At 46.2% G+C, this 17,359-nt stretch carries 14 protein-coding genes and 1 pseudogene; 4 read left to right on the top strand and 11 right to left on the bottom strand.

All coding sequences use genetic code 11. The annotated features are described in order from the left end of the window. Positions 1-16: 16 nt before the first annotated feature. A complete protein-coding gene (locus CS022_RS06695) occupies positions 17-784 on the bottom strand; it encodes a 3-hydroxybutyrate dehydrogenase (protein ID WP_129121641.1) in 768 nt (255 codons plus the stop codon). 167 nt (positions 785-951) lie between these two features. Here CS022_RS06695 and CS022_RS06690 point away from each other — a divergent pair, with 167 nt between their 5' ends. After that, entirely contained in the window at positions 952-1,227 is a 276-nt protein-coding gene (locus CS022_RS06690) for a DUF3081 family protein (protein WP_129121640.1), read from the top strand. 93 nt (positions 1,228-1,320) lie between these two features. Here CS022_RS06690 and CS022_RS06685 read toward each other — a convergent pair whose 3' ends face one another. Continuing rightward, a complete protein-coding gene (locus tag CS022_RS06685) occupies positions 1,321-2,529 on the bottom strand; it encodes a hypothetical protein (protein ID WP_129121639.1) in 1,209 nt (402 codons plus the stop codon). Positions 2,530-3,240: 711 nt separating this feature from the next. Then, positions 3,241-4,134 carry a LysR substrate-binding domain-containing protein gene (locus CS022_RS06680; RefSeq protein WP_129121638.1) on the bottom strand — a complete coding sequence of 298 codons (894 nt, stop codon included), beginning with the start codon at positions 4,132-4,134 and terminating at the stop codon, positions 3,241-3,243. Between the two features lie 179 nt (positions 4,135-4,313). Between CS022_RS06680 and CS022_RS06675 the strand changes: the two are divergent. Further along, positions 4,314-5,077, top strand: a pseudogene (locus tag CS022_RS06675) (isocitrate lyase/PEP mutase family protein). A 51-nt stretch (positions 5,078-5,128) separates the two neighbouring features. Here CS022_RS06675 and CS022_RS06670 read toward each other — a convergent pair. Then, the gene (locus CS022_RS06670) at positions 5,129-5,428 is read right to left on the bottom strand and encodes a hypothetical protein (RefSeq protein WP_129121637.1); all 300 of its coding nucleotides are present in this window, start codon (positions 5,426-5,428) and stop codon (positions 5,129-5,131) included. 43 nt (positions 5,429-5,471) lie between these two features. Further along, positions 5,472-7,355 carry a S8 family serine peptidase gene (locus CS022_RS06665; protein ID WP_129121636.1) on the bottom strand — a complete coding sequence of 628 codons (1,884 nt, stop codon included), beginning with the start codon at positions 7,353-7,355 and terminating at the stop codon, positions 5,472-5,474. A 433-nt stretch (positions 7,356-7,788) separates the two neighbouring features. On the opposite strand from CS022_RS06665, the gene CS022_RS06660 reads away from it, so the two are divergent. After that, positions 7,789-8,535 (top strand): hypothetical protein, encoded by a 747-nt coding sequence (locus tag CS022_RS06660; protein WP_129121635.1) that lies wholly within the window; start codon positions 7,789-7,791, stop codon positions 8,533-8,535. Between the two features lie 47 nt (positions 8,536-8,582). Here the strand turns inward: CS022_RS06660 and CS022_RS06655 are convergent, their stop codons facing one another. The 6 genes from CS022_RS06655 to CS022_RS06635 form a co-directional block, all read right to left on the bottom strand. Next, complete coding sequence (locus CS022_RS06655; protein WP_129121634.1) at positions 8,583-9,851, bottom strand: sensor histidine kinase; 1,269 nt, start codon at positions 9,849-9,851, stop codon at positions 8,583-8,585. Then, positions 9,851-10,561 carry a response regulator transcription factor gene (locus tag CS022_RS06650; RefSeq protein WP_129121633.1) on the bottom strand — a complete coding sequence of 237 codons (711 nt, stop codon included), beginning with the start codon at positions 10,559-10,561 and terminating at the stop codon, positions 9,851-9,853. The genes CS022_RS06655 and CS022_RS06650 overlap by 1 nt, the downstream gene beginning before the upstream one ends. A gap of 194 nt (positions 10,562-10,755) precedes the next feature. After that, positions 10,756-13,227, bottom strand: a complete 2,472-nt coding sequence (locus CS022_RS06645) for an ABC transporter permease (RefSeq protein ID WP_129121632.1) — start codon at positions 13,225-13,227, stop codon at positions 10,756-10,758. Next, positions 13,224-13,910, bottom strand: a complete 687-nt coding sequence (locus tag CS022_RS06640; protein ID WP_129121631.1) for an ABC transporter ATP-binding protein — start codon at positions 13,908-13,910, stop codon at positions 13,224-13,226. The genes CS022_RS06645 and CS022_RS06640 overlap by 4 nt, the downstream gene beginning before the upstream one ends. Positions 13,911-14,092: 182 nt before the next feature. After that, complete coding sequence (locus CS022_RS27205; protein ID WP_268967874.1) at positions 14,093-14,476, bottom strand: MFS transporter; 384 nt, start codon at positions 14,474-14,476, stop codon at positions 14,093-14,095. A gap of 5 nt (positions 14,477-14,481) precedes the next feature. Further along, positions 14,482-15,543 (bottom strand): MFS transporter, encoded by a 1,062-nt coding sequence (locus CS022_RS06635; protein ID WP_268967873.1) that lies wholly within the window; start codon positions 15,541-15,543, stop codon positions 14,482-14,484. Between the two features lie 693 nt (positions 15,544-16,236). On the opposite strand from CS022_RS06635, the gene CS022_RS06630 reads away from it, so the two are divergent. After that, on the top strand, positions 16,237-17,238 hold the full coding sequence (locus CS022_RS06630; protein ID WP_129121630.1) for a LacI family DNA-binding transcriptional regulator: 1,002 nt from the start codon (positions 16,237-16,239) through the stop codon (positions 17,236-17,238). Positions 17,239-17,359 lie beyond the last annotated feature (121 nt).

Raw genomic sequence — 17,359 nt, 5'->3', positions numbered from 1 at the left:
CAACGAAATGACTGCCTTAGTGGGCTGTCCAACCACCATCAATCGCAATTGCCTGCGCGGTGATATTTTTTGCAGAAGGTGATGATAAAAATAACGCCGTTTCAGCCAGTTCATCCAGCTCAACGAAGGCTTTTTTAGGCATAGGCTTCAACATAATGTTGTTTATCACTTCATCGTGAGAAATGCCGTGATTTTCTGCCTGTGCTGCAATTTGATTCTCCACTAACGGCGTCTTTACATATGAAGGACACAAAGTATTGATGGTTATGTCGTGTTCGGCCGTCTCTAACGCTATCGTTTTTGAAAAACCAAGCAGGCCATGTTTTGCTGCGACATAAGCAGATTTATAAGGTGAAGCAATAAGGCTATGAATTGAGCCAACATTGATGATACGACCAAAATTACCTTCATACATTGAAGGCAAAAAAGCCTTGGTGAGCATCGCAGGGCCAGTAAGTAGAATATCAACGATCAATCGCCAGCGATCTTCAGGAAATGCTTCAAGCGCCGAGACAAACTGAATGCCGGCATTATTGACAAGCACATCAACCGGAGCCCCTACCCTATCAGGCGCAGAGGCCATTTGCGCGGAATCTGTCACATCGAGCGTCAGACTTGAAACGGGCACATCGTAGTCTGAAGAAAGTCGGTTAACTGCCTCACTCAATGCCTGTTCATTGATATCTGAAACCGTCACGCGATAGCCAGCATTCGCGAAGCCCTCGGCCATACCGAATCCAATCCCGCTGGCTCCGCCTGTAATTAATACATGTTTATAAGTCATTGCCCTGCCTCAATAAGCCACTGTTTTGAACACGTTAGAGTGTGGTCTACCGGGAAGCAAGTCGTACAAGTACTTACTTATATTTCGAAGCCTAGACTATGATCGGTTTTATGTACTCTGCTGTAGTTATAATGGAGACAAATCAGCTTTAACTGCGACTGGTGACCATGAAAAATGACCTTAACACATCTCAAATGCTGGCAGCATTTGAGGCCATCATGAAAGATGGTGAGAAAACTGAAACTGGCCGACGGCTGGAAGGCATCGAAGCATCAACAGACTACGATGGTTATAACGTGTATTTGAGAGGAAATGGGGTTGAATTGCACATTGGTTTCCACAATACCTACAACCTAACGTATGACCACGAGCACCTTAAAGACAAGTTCATGGCCAAGATTGAGGCGCTAACTAAACCTCAGATAAACGACGGCCATCATTAGATAACGTCAGCATCAGTGAGTCGGAGAAGTCGAAATTGATAAAGAAGAGGCAGGCCAATAGCATGCCTCTTTCATAATCGTTACCTGCCCTAGCTAGAGGTAAGGGTTACCGCCGTTATGTGGCATTCCCTCACCTTGTCTTAAATACGGATTCTGACCGTACCAAGGTTTATGCCAGTAGACAGGAACAGAGAAGTCGACATGCTGGTCGTAACCATTTTCAAGCTCTTTCTCAAGTTCTTTAAAGAACTTAGTACCGTTCTTAAAATTCTTGTCCATCAAGTGCTCAGAGACACCATCGTCATCGCGGATATATAAGCCACCACCATTCGGATTCTCGCGCCACAGCAGTGCACTGTTGTAATCGATACCCGTCTGATTCTGGAATTGGTGCACGGTGCCCACCTCACGAGTCATATCACCCTGAACCTGTTTACCATTGACATAGTTACCTATGTTTTTGAACTGCGTGGCCTTATTAAATTTAGGTTCAAAAATGGTGACATCTTTGAGGTAGGGGACACCCGGTGACGTGCCTTTGGTCGTACTCAAATGTATCTGGGTACCATCCTCAAGCTTAACAACACCACCATTATTAAATAAGCCAATCGTGTGGTTGCCTTTCTTATCACCAACCTGAAGCACTGGATCACCGTACATAGTGTACTTTTCATCCGTACACTTATTTTCGATAACCATTTTATAACCGGTCTCATCTATCGATATCTTGTAGTTTTTGTTTTCCCAGTGAGCCTTATCCGGTTTATGTCCACCTCCATCAACCAGCTTTGACGTAGATGGCTTGGGGCAAGGACGATGCGGTGGATGTGGTGGAGTTCCACAAATTGGTGGTCTAGGTGGATAGGGGGGCGTTCCGCAAAATGGTGGTCTATGACCCACACTAATACCCTGATTATATCCAACTTGGAAACCATTACCGTAGCCATTCTGATAGCCATTGCCATAACCGTTTTGGTATCCATAGCCGTAGCCTTGCTGGAAACCGATACCAAATCCAGGAAGAAATGGCGCTGGCGAGAATGGATAAGGCGACGGAAAGAATGGCCCGCAACGACAGTAGATAGGCGACGTTCCAAAACTTGCTGCGCCCATTCCAAATGCTTGGAATTGAGAAAAGTGCAGCGAGCTCATGAATTTAGCGCCAAAAAATGAACCACCACCTGTGTGGGGTGCAGCCATTGCTGGTGCTTGCATCGCAGCAGCATTATATGGCTGCGCGCCTAAGGCCGTTGGATTGCCAACAGGCCTGACAAATATGTACGGAGCTACTGATGCAACCATACAACTCTCCTTAATTAGCTATTAAAAATCGTTACGCCCAAACGCCAATATTCATGATCAACCTCGCCCAAAATAAGGCATGTTCGGCGGCCAAAACGGCACTGGGCATATAGGTTTCGGAGATGGGAAAAACGGACCACAATGGCAATAATTCGGCACATAGTAGCAACGGCGAATGATATGGCACTGCATATAGTGTTGCGTTCCACAGTACTTCGCTCCGAAAAAAGAGCCTCGCGACGAATGAGCCGCAGCCATGCTAGATGTCTGTGCAGGTGCACCAGTACCATAAGGACTACCGCCAGTCGCGCCCAGAAAGCCTCTGATACCAGAGAATGTAAATGGGTTTACAGGTGAAACCATTGTTTTATCCCCATAAAAATGGTCCCTCAGTCATCATTGTTGATGAAAGAGAGCAAGAATCATGAAGGGGTACAACAGACTTAACCGCACGACAAAAAGCTAATCCCTTCTCGAAAATATACTTATTTGTGTGCCATGGTTATAAAAACAGTTCCATATAAACATCATTTCTTATCTGCCTGTATCTTACTGATTTATATCTAATTTAATAAAAGCTAATATTTGTTTAGATAAGACTTTTTTTTATATATTTAGTTAATTAACCGTTCAAATTTCGATATTTTTAAGAGAAGTAGGTAACTAATAAAATTAGTTTTGCCTCTATTAAATGAGAGGAGCCTGTGACGTTTATTCCGTCATTTCTGCTTTAAGCCATGTCATAAATATTTTCAGACGAGATAGTTTTGGCGATAAAGGATGATAGACAAAATACCTATTGACCACGTTGGGATGAGGCACGTCAAAAGGAACCACCAACTCACCGCTTTCAAGCTGTTTTTGACAGAGGTAGGCAACAGACAACATGACCCCCATCCCACTGAGAACGGCACTAAGCGCCATATCTGTGCTACTCACTGTTGTCATGTTGTTGCCATCAGTCGATCCAACAACCCCAATGCCTTCGAACCACTCAGCCCAACTATAACGACCAGGCGAATCCAGCGTGATTAAGTGGGCAGAATTAAGATCCTCGGGTACAGAAAGTGAAAGTTGTTCGACCAAATACGGTGAGCAAATTGGAAAGGCATGGTCCGTACCAAAGTAATCACAATTGAGGCTAGCGGGCGTTTGTTCCTCCACATTCATACCAAAACGAATGGCTAGGTCGATATGAGATTGTTGTAAGTCATCAAAAACTGGTGAAGATACCGCCTTTATCGAAATATGAGGATAAATAGCGTTAAAGCGGCGGAGGCGCGGCATTAGCCATAAAGCGTTGAAGGCTTGGGTTGAAGATATGATCAACTCACCAGAAATATCCTGTTTATATACTTTCTGAATCCCCTCATTAAGAATTTTAAGCCCAGCTTCGGCGCTCTCTAGAAGCGTCTCCCCTTCCTGTGTAAGCATCATTTGTCGATTTCGGCGCACAAACAATGTTCTTCCCAGTGATTTTTCAAGTTGACGCATTTGTTGGCTAACCGCCGCCTGAGAAATGAAAAGCTCATCAGCAGCGAGGCTATAGCTTCTGTGCCTCGCGGCGCATTCAAACGTTACCAGCAAATTGAGATTTTTTAACATTGTCGAACTACGAATATCAGAATGGATGAGCACCAACTATAAGCATTGCTTATTTTAAAAGTCAAAATCTATCGTTGGTGTATCGAGCGTTAAAACAACAACATAAGCACATATCTCATCCCGACGGATGCATTCATAGAGTTCGCTGTCATCGAAAAGCAAACAGGGAGAAAAGAGCGATGGAAACGTTTAAAGAACTACACAACCAAAAGACACCAATTGTAATAGCCAATGTTTGGGACGCTGAAAGCGCCAGACGCGCAGCATTGGCGGGGTTTGAAGCATTAGGCACATCCAGCGCCGCGATAGCAAGATGCTCGGGTACGAGGATGGTGAGAAGATACCTTTTGAAGAACTGGCGTACATCGTCAGGCGCATTGTCGCTTCCACCCACTTGCCCCTCAGCGTTGATATCGAGGGAGGGTACAGCCGCAACCCCGACGTCATCGCCAGTCACCTACAAACCCTCGCAGAATCGGGCGTCGTCGGTGTTAACATTGAAGACAGCGTGGTGACAGATGACAGGCGCCTACAGGATGTTGATGTATTTTGCCGCTTACTTGAACAAATCAAAGAGAGTTTGCAGCGTGGGAACATTAATATGTTTATCAATGTGCGTTGCGATACCTACATACTGGGTATCGGCAATGCCAGAGCCGAGACCGAATTGCGTGCAAGGCGCTATCAAGCGGCTGGCGCAGATGGATTCTTTGTCCCTTGTCTGACTGATGTTGAAGATATTCGCGCCATCTCATCAGCAATAACATTACCGGTTAATATTATGGCAATGCCAAACCTCCCCGACTTTCAAGCGTTAGCACAGCTGGGTGTTCAACGTTTAAGCGCGGGTAACTTCATGTTCGATAACAGCGCTGACTATTTGAGCAAGCAGTTTGAAGATGTGAGAAGTTTTGATTCTTACCAACCACTATTTCCAAGCTAATTGGTATTCAAAGAAGCCTCTCAATCGTTATTGAGAGGCTGCCAATATAAGTTAAAACAGCTCTCTATTTGGCACTTTTTCGACGTATTCTATGCAAGGGTTATCGGACATCATAGCCATCTTTTTAGCGGTCGCCTTAGCCACGATCACATTATCATTGTGATGAATATCAGTCAGGTCAATCCGTCTCTCTTTGAGTTCTTTAACGACATCGGACAAACAGCCATCATCAAATTTGACATAGAATAAATTCTGTTTATCCGCTAAGTGATTTTCATCCACTTTTTCACTGGAACTGGCCGGAGTAACAATCAAAACAGACAAGAACACGATATAAGCTTGACGCATCATTAGACTCCAAAAAAGCGCCTGATAACAGGCGCTTGTGTGTCAGTTATAGATTACAGATATGTGTCCAACTGCTGTTGCTGCCTGGTGCCGCTCTAGTCCACCATTTGGCCTGATAAATAGCACCGTTGTAGACCATTTTGTCACCTGTTTGAGCATGGTTTGGATTTCCTCTCCAATCATTACGCGTCCAATCAGGATAAACGTTGATGCCAGTCGCATCGCACTGTGGATTGCCCGTATCTCCCGAGTCGTCGCCACCATTACAGCCATCAACGAGGTAGTTTTTCGCAGCAACCGCATCAACCAAACCAAATCCTGTGCGATTATCTCGACCCTTCGCACCAATGTCTTTGGCCGTTTGCGCCAAAGCTTTACGCACATCTTTCGCTGTACAGGTATCGTTGTAGCTCCATACCAGCCCCGCAACACCTACAACATGAGGCGTCGCCATTGAGGTACCATTGTAGTAAGCGTAGTCACCACCCTTGGTGACCCTGACGGTTACTTGGTCACCCACATTCAGCGCAAGCGCTTTACCCAAGTCGCGGTCAACCGAGACAGAAATCAGAGGGAACTGGTCGTTATCATCTGTCACAAACGGATTCTGTAACCCCGGTCGCTGTTGGTTACTGTAAACAATCGCGGCCTCAGCATCCGCATTAAAGCACGCCTCAACGGCATCAACTTCAGGCCTAACCTTGCCTTTCTGGTTGCCAATACGCTCAACCAAACACACCTTACCTCTCATGTCTCCGCAGTCAAACTGACCTGAGGCAGTGTCACAGACTGCAAGTTCGGCGGTCACTGCGCCTGCAATACGACTAGATTGGTACTTTTCATCGACACGGACGAGGCGGTGATGAGGAACAACGCCACGATCAAACAAGCTTTTGCCAGATACTGAAATATCTGCAAGTACCCCTTCGCCGACACTCACTGTCGAAAGGACGGCTTCACCCGGTGCAGAAATTTCCACCTGAGGGTTGAATTGAGAGAAGTTAGCGTGACGGTTCGTGCTATCCGTAGCCGCTACTGACATCACCGAGTCGTAAGATGCAGGATAGCTTTTCTCGGACGTCCCTTTGTTACCCGCAGCAGCGATCAAAAGAACGCCATTGTTATGATGACGGGCAAACGATGACTCCTCTGTTCGACTCGGACTCTTACCGCCGAGGCTCATATTGATCACCTTGGCGCCATTGTCGACACAGGTTTGTACCGCTCTGACCAAATCAGAAGAATACGCCCACTTACCATCTTTAAAGACTTTGACGATATGCAAATTCACATTACCGTTTGGCAGCACACCAACTAGACCAGAGTCGTTGGCAACAGCTGCAATAGTGCCTGCAACGTGGGTACCGTGTGAGTTATTTGCGCCTGGAATATCCCACTGGCCTGAACGGGCGTCATCAGTACCGTTAACAACATTACCCGACAAATCGTTGTGTGCGATGTCATAACCGGAATCGATAATACAAATTGTCTGATTGCCAGCATTGACATCAGAGAGCAAGTTAGCGGCCACTGTCGTTTGTCCCCAGGGACTAAAATCACTCATCAGAAAACGGGGGTGATCGACTTCAACATATTCAACATCGATACTGTCCTCAAGCGACGCTACGTTATCGCCGTCAAGTTCAACGCTGTAGATTGAGCTTTTTCCCAGTTGCTCGATATCTGTCGCATCGGCTCTTTGCAGCAATGAAGCTTGTGCTATTCGGCTACCGGAGAATTGGCTGAAGTCTGATATTCTGGAAGAGATAGATGACGTGTCATCTTTGAACTTAACTAAATATTTAACTGGCGCATCGGCTTCAGATAAGCCTGTTAGGTCATCAGCGGCAACAGAGTAAGAAGCCAAAAGTGAAAGAGAAAGTAGAGACAACTTTACACCGCTGAAATGAGATTTTTTCCGAACTTGCATGCACGATTTCCTTGCGTGTTAATAAAATGATACACAAGCGTTATCATTTATTTCCACATAACAAAGAAACCAATCAATGAGCTTATTAGAGTCATTTAACAAATAAAACAATCAGTAATCATCAATGAGCATAAATGTCTGAAGTACAGGTCGCATAAAACTCACCACTACTCGGGGGAATAGTTTAAATTTCGATTATTTATGAAGATAGATTTCTTTTTATTTAATTTTTATGACAGTTATTTACCGAAAATCAACAAATCTATCTTTCTGGTATTACTTTTATATATACATGATAAAAATGATAGCAATATACAGCGTAACGTAATGAGAACCAGACTATTAATTTAACGAAAAAACCCTCCCAAACAATTCACATTCATTTCACACCTCACCCTTTATTTTTGCTCTGATCAACATAATGAGGTGAAGGATGAAACATAAACTTTGGTTACTCTTCGTAGCAACAGGATGGACGTTGTCTGCTAGTGCCAATGAACAGACTGATCTGTCTCATTGGGCGACAAACAAGGTAGCAATACAAACAACAATCAGTCAGGCATTAAAGCGACATCAGCAGACATCTCTTGATGAATGGGCGTATCAGGTTTCACGTTACGAAAATGAAGAAGGTAACGAGTCAAAAACTGTAGAGCGCTTTAACCCGAACAACAGCATAAGTGAAAGGTGGAAGCTGATTGAGATTAACGGAGCGGTGCCAACGGAGGAACAACGCGAAGATTTTGCAGCAAAGAGAGTGGCGAGCGAACAAAGTGAAGATAACAATCTCAAAATTTCACTCAGTAACCTCATTTCTCTCGAAACATTAACGTATAAAAGTGAAAGCGATGAGAGATTGAACGCGACCTTTGATGTTCACCTTGAACAACTCGGTGACGATGCCAGCAGTAAATTAAAAGGCTCACTGGTTTACAACAAGAACCTTAAATTTATTGAAGCCATCGACATAAAAAATATTGATAAGTTCTCCCCCATGTTTGGTGCCAGTGTTTCTGACTTTTTAATGACGCTTGAATTTCAAGCCATTAACCACACTATTTTACCCAAAAAGTGGGCGTTTAGAATGAAAGGTACCTACGCTCTTTTTTCAAAACTTGATGAGGTTTCCCACGACACTTTTTCCAATTTTACTTATCAGGGTGATACGTTGAAAAAATAAACGGATTAATGCGGCATTCACATGCCGCATTAAAGACAAAGCGATAATTAATCACAAACAGACACTGAGACTCTCGTGCCCTGCTGACTTTCAACATTAAGTATCCAGCCCTGATGCTCGCACAAACGCTTTACAATCGATAACCCAAAACCAAAGCCTGTGCTTTGGCTTCCTTTCACAGCGGGCTCCATAATATTGTCTGAAATGGCAGGCTCTATGCCACACCCTGTGTCTTGCACAACGAGCTGATTCCCGCTGAAAAACACCTCAACACGTCCAGATTGAGTGTATTGGAACGCATTGCCAAGCAAGTTATTCAGCAACACCATCAGCATGCCGGATTGCGCGAAAATTTCGCGGTTGCAGCTATCGTCAATCTCTACCTCCACCGCTTTTCCCTCGAGAAGGTGGGCATTACCGACAACAGATTTTTCAACCAACGGCATTACATTGAATGTTTCCTTCTTTGCTTGGGTATGTTCCTCTCGAGCTAGCACAAGCAACGTCTCGACAGTTTTTTCCATTGCGATAGCGGCATCAGCAATGCGCTCAATCACGACATTCTGGTCACTTCCTTTTCGAATACGGTGCACTTCCACTGCATTCTTGATGATAGCCAGCGGTGTTCTCAATTCGTGGCTCACGTCTCGGGTGAAGCAACGCTCGCGCTCCAAGGTCGTGGCAATTCTCTGCATCGATTGCTCCAATGAATCAGCAAGAATCCCTACCTCGTCATTCGGAAATTGATCGGCAAACCTTCGGGGTAAGGCATTCGGATCCGCTCCACCAACGACTTGAACCAACTGCCTTAGTGGACGAATGGTTTTCCGGCTGATAAACCATGCAATCAGGCAGGCGATCAATGACACAACAACACCGCTGAACCCCATAAACCACAGCACATCGTTAGTCATATACCGTACTATCAGCATTTGACTGACTTCAGAAACCAAAAATGTATTAGGGGCATCAGGAAAGCGATGCAAGTGATAGTGACGTTTATCGGCACCGAAAAATTCACGTTGATTGGGGACGCGGATGACCGTATCACGGATATCTTCAGGAAGCTGCGAGACAGAAAAATACAGCGTCATGTAATCCTTACGGGGCACTGGCCATTGTCCCTGCTGCTTAAAGCCTTGCTGCAAATACTCAGCTTCATGAGTAATTTCCCGCTGAATAAAACTGTCTTCGAGAATCCACATCAAGACAAACGCGATCGCCCCATATACTGCTGACAAGACGAGGGCGAACAAACAAAACTGCGTCATGATGCGTCGGCGCAGGCTGGTAAATTTTGGTTTGGTTTGTTTCATCAGTGTGTCGCATTCCCGGAATCAATATCGAGCGTAAAGCCAACACCATGAACCGTCTTCAAGAGCGGGTAATCAAAGGGCTTATCCAGCACAGCGCGCAACTGGTATATATGAGAGCGTATTGCATCTGACTCCGTGGGCTGATCACCCCAGATTTTGCGGGAAAGCTCAGACCGAGTGACAACCTGTGGAAATGCCTCGGCAAGGATGGTGACAATATTATACCCCATGGAATGCAGGGCGAGCGGTTTGCCGTCGCGCGTTATCTGCTTCCGTTTTCTGTCTACACTCAAAGGGCCAAGTGTCATCACATCCTGCGTCTGAAGCAGGTGCCTGCGGGAAAGCGCCAGACATCTGACTTCCAGTTCTTGCAGTGAGAAAGGTTTTGTCAGGTAATCATCTGCGCCCACAGAGAAGCCTGTGACCTTGTCATCAATGCTGTCTCGTGCTGTCAGCATTAATATCGGTATATGGCGCGCTGATTTCTCGCGAAGCTGCTTACAAACTTCCAGTCCGTCCATCAGGGGAAGATTAAGATCGAGAATGACCAGGTCGTAGTACTCGCTGAGTGCCAGCTCAAGCCCATGCTTCCCTTCGACGGCAAAATCGAAGACATGCCCTTTTTCTTCCATATAATCGGCAACATTACTGGCAATGTCTTGTTGGTCTTCAACCAGCAACACATGCAATGCTGGCATTGATGATGTCATGATGTCCTTCTCTCTGTGGTTTATGCGGGAAGCGCTGAAAATGCCTAATTCACTGTACGGTATTTGACTGATAAATCTAACTTTACTGAAGATATTGCGGCCGTTAACGCGATTGTACTGACTCTTTCACTCACCCAATCATTGGTTTGAATAAGGTTACCCAGACTGGCAACCTTATTCCGACATCACTGTGACTAACCCTCTGCCATCAAATGTCTGATTGACGTATCAAGGTTTCGCCTGCTCGCCAACACACCGGTACCGACCACCAACACTAAAATCACGGCGACCGTTGCAAACATCCAGATGAAGTCAGGTGTGTACGTCAATGAGAACTGCGACTGATAGACCATTAAGCCCGCAAAATACGCACCTGCCACCGAGCCAAACGCCGCTGTAAGCGCAGTGATCACCCATTCGAAGACATTGAGCATCAGACAGGTTTTTCGGCTGAAGCCAAAACTCATGATGATGCTGTTCTTGCGCTTTTCTTTTGATTCCAAGGCATGAATAGACGATAAGATAACGATCCCGGCCAGTAGGCTGATTAACAGGGCAAAACTGCTGACGACATCAGTCAACATGGCAAGATTGGCGTCAAATCGCTCGGTCATTTCCTTCATCGTCACCATCTGAAGCGTTGGGTGTTTCTTCCAAAGTTCGCCAAGTTGCGACCATTTATCTTTCGGCAGCTCCATACTGGCCATGCTGTATTTAGGTGCATCAATATATGCCAACGCGGATGGCGGCATTTGCACCCAGAAGGTGATAGAGCCTGCCCCGGCATAGACATGACTTGCGGTAATAGTGAACGCTAACTCTTGTTGTCCAACAAAGAACGTCAGCCTGTCTCCGATTTGTAAGCCCAAATCGGTCATGACCTCTGGCTCTATCGACACCTGATCCCAAGCACTGTTTTCACTCCACCAGCTCCCTTTGATGATCCGGTTGTTACTCGGCACAGCCTGAGACCAATGAAGTCTGATTGACGTCTTCATGGTATCCAGACTCTGGCTGGGTTGCTCTGCGTATTCATCCAGTGTTTCGCCATTCACTTTGAGGAGTTTGGCGAAAACAAACGGTTTAGACTGCCTGATTTCAACATTCTGCTCATCGGCCCAACGCGTAATATCGGCCATCTGTGACTCGGTTGCCTTAGAGATCAACACATTACCGTCGTTTACTCTTTGATTGGATGTAATGGTATCACCCAAATCGCGAAGCACCATCAGGGTGAAAAGCAGCAAGAAAGCACAAAGGCCGACACCCAGAATTTGGGTGCTTTTCGTCAGCAAACGTTGCTTCATCATAAAGAGAGTGAAAGGCACTAATCCGGAAAATGGCTGCGAGACTTTTTCACCGACTGTCAGTACCGCCCAACTGCTGGTCACCATCAACACAACACTTAACGCAAGTGCCCCCAACATCATCGCCGTCAACAAACCGTTGTCTGAATACACCCAGGCAACAAGACAAAATACTGCGACAGCACTGAGCTTGGTCATCCAAAAGCCTTTGTCTTTTTTCACATCGTTGAGCAGTCTGGCGACTGAGCTTTGGGTGATTGCAATCCACACAGGCAGTTGGAAAACCATCAATATAAAGGTTACGGCGGCGAGAGAGGACAAGGCCACACTTGTATCCCAATGCCATTGTAAATCGCTGAATGTTGACTGCATCCAGTCGATAATCAGCCAGTGGCAGGCGGCAGAAATGACCAACACAAAGGGAATAATCATGATCAGGCTGAAAAGCCACTTCAGCAGCGATATTTTCAGACCAACACTGCGTTTGGAACCAAGGCTCATGCATACTGCGGTGAAGTACTTTTCCCTCTTCATACTCAGCTGCATCAATTGCTCAATGGCGATTGCAGCCATAAAGAACAAGATGATAGACATCAGACCAAAGAAGTTTTCAGTTCGTTTCCAGAATAACGCTAAAGGGTGCGCGCCTTGTTGGTGACTGATCACTGCAGCAGGCAACACCTCTTTTTGCCAAGAAAGAATATCGCTGACCTGCGTCTTGTCACCTGCCAATAGATAACGGTAATGCACCAGCTCTGGAGGAAAGTTTAGGCGTTCCAGATCCTTTGCATTGATCATCGCCCGCATAGTGGAGCTGTACCCTTCCCTTATCCGGTCAGGTTCGTGCAGCAGGATCTGTGAAACAACGAAGCGCTGTTCTGATAACACCACCTCATCGCCAATGTTTAGCGATAAACTGTTAAACAAGCGCTCATCAAGCCATATATTTCCTGATTCTGGACCTGCCGAAGCCGCCACCCCTTCACCATTCAGCGCCGTTGCTATCTTAAGTTGGCCTTGTAACGGATAGCCCTCACCCACGGCTTTCAGCTTTGTCCGTTGCCAGCTTCCATCATGGAGCAGCGTGGTGTCGACCTGACGCGTCACCACCATCTTTTCACTGAGTTCAGTCAGATACGCCTGATGTTCAGGGGTTAACGCATTCGGCTGGGAGATCACAGCATCTGCACCAAGAAGGTTTCTAAGGTTATCTTGCAAGTAGTACTGAATATTTTCACTGGCCAGACTCAGTGTCACAATGAATACCATCAACAAGCCTTGCACCCAGCTAAAATATCGATGATGTTTTTCTTTTCTTTCTTCATTGAACAGAAGCCACGCCAACGTCATGCCTTTCATGCGCTCACCTCCTCAACGTTTGTGTGAGAGACCGCATCACATCGACCATCACTGAGCATAAACTGATGTGACGCCCTGCGAGCCAGGGTATTACTGTGCGTCACCACAACCAATCCCGCACCATGTTCGCGGCAACAGGCAAACAGAAGGTCGGCAATATCGGTTGCACTTTTCTGGTCTAAATTGCCCGTAGGCTCATCTGCAAAAATAAACTTTGGCTCAAATACTAACGCTCTGGCGATCGCCACACGTTGCTGTTCACCGCCACTCATTTGCTGTGGTTTGTGATTCAGGCGGTGGCCCAAACCCACTTTGTTAAGCCAGGTTTTAGCCTTCTCAATCGCTTGCTTGTCCCCTCTCAGTTTCAAGGGCAAAGCAACGTTATTAAGGGCTGTTAACTCGGGTAACAAATGAAATTGCTGAAAGATAAAACCAACACTCTCACGAATACTATCAAGCGAACGGGTTTGTCCGCCCGAGACGTAATTTACCTGCCCCGACGACGGACTTTCCAACCCGGAGACCAGCATCAGAAGACTGGACTTTCCGGCACCTGACGGCCCGGTAATGGCGTAGGACTGCCCCTGATGAATGGTTAAGTTCAGACCTTCAAACAGGTTCACGTTTGCACCATTCATACAAAACGACTGACCGAGATTCGTTAATTCAATTTGACCTGACATAGGGTTCACCACTTTCTGAAGAGTAGGGCTACGTTAAGTCAGTGGTTGTGAAACAGATGTGAAAAGAAACGTGAAAAGCCAATGCGTGAATGAGCAAACAATGGAGATGTGTGGAGAGGAATATATTTTCTTGCTGAGAAAAAAACGGAGCACCAAGGCTCCGTTCAGTTTCGTCATAACTTTTACAGCTCGCCCCGAAGTTCGACGAGTTTTTTCTTGATAGCCCGAGCTTTTTCTTCGCTCAGGTCATACTTCCACATCACCAGTATTGCCAGAAACGCTGTGCTGGCTGGGATGATAATGTCAGCAAGACGGAGATTGGTGATGGTTTCAACCGACTGACTAGCGACGCCCGGATCAAAGCCAACTACCTTCAGTACCAAGCCACCCAGAATCAACGCCAGTGCCTGCCCAATCTTAACCATCAACCAGTATATTGCGCCGAAGGTTCCCTCCTTTCTCGGCATACCGTTCTCCAGTTCATCCATGTCGCACACGTCAGCCGTCATGCTCATCATCAGGGTGAACAAACCACCAATACCAAACGACATCAATGGGATTGGCATAAAGATCATCCACGGATTGCTTGGGTCAAATCCCCACCATTTAAGGGCATAGCCACAATCGAAATCGCCGTAGAAATCACGAAGGCATTACGCTTGCCCCATCGGTTCGCCATCCATGTGATCACAGGAATAACGACAACAGCAGTCACGATGGCACTGACTGTCGAGAACCATGCAGGCCAGGTACCTGTCGCGCCATAATCTCCCTCAAACATGTGAAAAACAATGATGAAGAAGCTGAACGACGCAACAAGCTGGAAGCCGTTAAAAACAAGGAAAGTGGCACCACACAATCTGACAAAAGGCTTGTTCTTGAATACCTGACGGATCCCTTTGAAGACTTCAATCAGGTTTAACCAAATCGTCGACATCGAGATCTCTGCACGGTTGCCCATATCTGTCGCATCAATGCCTTTGCAAAACAGCCCCGGCAGTATTCCCAGAGTAATGCAGGCCCCAGCGACAAATAGCGACAGCTTCTGAACACCTTCAGCCTGACTGCTGAACAAATCCGGATCGGCAATCAGCACCCAGAACCATGGCACGATCATCCATGCCACCTGTCCCATAGTGTTGGCAAACGCCATCAGTCGTGTGCGCTCGTTGTAGTCAGAGGTCATTTCATAACCCAGCCCGACAAACGGTGTCGCAAACATAGTGTTACCGACGGTGAAGATCAAAGAGAAAATGAGGAAATACCAGAAGTTGTACTCTTGTGACGCTTCGGGGTCGAGTTGCCATAGCAGGGCAAAGAACACACCACTTAAAATGGCACCAACAACAATGTAAGGGCGACGTCTTCCCCATCGTGATTTGGTGTTGTCAGTTATAAAACCCATGATAGGGTCAGTAATAGCATCAAACAGCCTTGGCAACCCGCCGAGTAAGCCGGCTAGAAAAGGGTCCATACCAAACGCTGTGATCAGGAAAAAGGAAAAAACGCCCAGCGCGCCCGGTAACAGGTTCAGAGTTAACGTCCCTGCGCCGTAAGCGCCTTTTTGAACAACTGGCACACGCGCACGCGCATCGTGCTGTTCATTTGTTGCAGTTACTTCTACTTGAGACATAGCCAAATGTTAACCATATGTAAACGAGGTATAAGGATAGTAGCCAGCAAAGAGAAATCTCATCAAACTGCTTTAGAACGATATATACCTCCAAAAAACCATTTTGAAAGCGCTTTCTTTTGTGGTTAATGCTATGTATGCAAAATATTGTTGGTCAAAGCAGTGGAAAGCCCTTAATTACACCATTTTCCACTAAATCTGGAAGAAATGGCACTATTTCTGGTTATTGCTACGTGAAAGCGTTATTTATTGCAATTAACTGAAAATATTCTCTCATTCGAGTCAATAATAAGTTCGAACAGAAAGCTATTTTGCTGCAGTGACTTAGCGACTCATACACTATTTCGTTGTGGTGATGATCACTACGTGATACGTAATTCGCACCAAAGTTGTGAAATCGCTTTCTCTCTGTGCTTCAATAATGAAGCATGTCGTCTTAATGCTGCAAAATGAACAGCATAAAGCTGCGCATCTGGCATCAATGAGATGGAAATACCGTGTATTCCGTGGCACAAATAGAGATTCACGTAGACAACACGACTTGGCAGTGATCACGGCATCAATACGCAAACTCTGCCAACAGAAAACACCAGAGAATCCCAAAAAGTAACGCTAAACGATAAAAGCGCTTTCATTAGTGCATTATTATATAGCTTGCATAAAGACCAAACGGATAATGAAAGGACTTTTTCGTTGATCACCATAAAAGAAGTCGCTGAGCTGGCTGACGTTTCGCAATCAACGGTCTCACGAGCGTTGAACGGCCATAAGTCAGTAAAAGAAAAGAATCGCAAGAAGGTGTTTGCCGCTATTGAAGAGCTTGGCTATCAGCCCAATGCGTTTGCTCAGGCGCTGGCTTCAAACCGTTCGCACAGCATTGGTATGTTGGTTGGCACGTTTGACGGCCCCTACTTTGGCCCACTGATGCACAACGTGGAAAAAGTGGTTCGGCAGAAAAACTACCATTTGATTATCACCAGCGGTCACGAGAAATATGACGAGGAACAAGAATCAATCCGCTTTCTGAATGCGAAAAAAATTGACGGACTGGTGCTGACATCAGACATGCTGAGTGACGCTGATATCCTGAATATCGTCAAACAAACCCCTGCCACCATGTTAATGAACCGCTATATCCCGGAACTCGCGGGGCAATGCGTCTGTATGGACAACGAGCATGGTGGCTACATCGCGACGGAATACCTGATCAAAAAAGGCCATCACCGAATTGGTTGTGTCACAGGTCAATTAAGCAAAATAGACAGCCGGGAGCGACTGCAGGGATACAGGAAGGCGCTTGATACCCATGGTATCGAATACGACCAGAATCTGGTTGTGGAAGGGCGATTCGACCACGATGGTAATGAGGCAGCCGTTAACCGACTGTTGGACAGAGACAGCGAGATCACCGCGATGTTCTGCCTCAACGACAGCATTGCGCTTGCGGCATACGGCGCATGCCATGCCCGCGGCCTGAAAGTCGGCGAAGATATGTCTATCTGCGGCTTCGACAACCACACCTATGGCCAGTACATGATACCCAGCCTGACGACAATTCATTTTCCTGTCGATGAAATGGCGACCGAAGCAGCCAAAGGCGTACTGAATTTAATAGACGGGAAATCACTGGAAGGCGTCACCACGCGTCTCTTTCCAACGTTGATGGAAAGAGGCTCGGTCAACTCTCCCAAGTAGTCATTGTCCAGCTTGAAAAAAGGCCGCTTCTCTAGCGGCCTTTTCTGTTTTTCTACTCAAAAAATACTGAAGTACACCACTCAAATAAACACGGCGGTAACTTCAGCATCGAAAACTGAGT

The organism is Veronia nyctiphanis, from assembly GCF_004116385.1.
Lineage (GTDB): Bacteria > Pseudomonadota > Gammaproteobacteria > Enterobacterales > Vibrionaceae > Veronia > Veronia nyctiphanis.
This window is presented reverse-complemented; position numbering and strand designations above follow the sequence as displayed.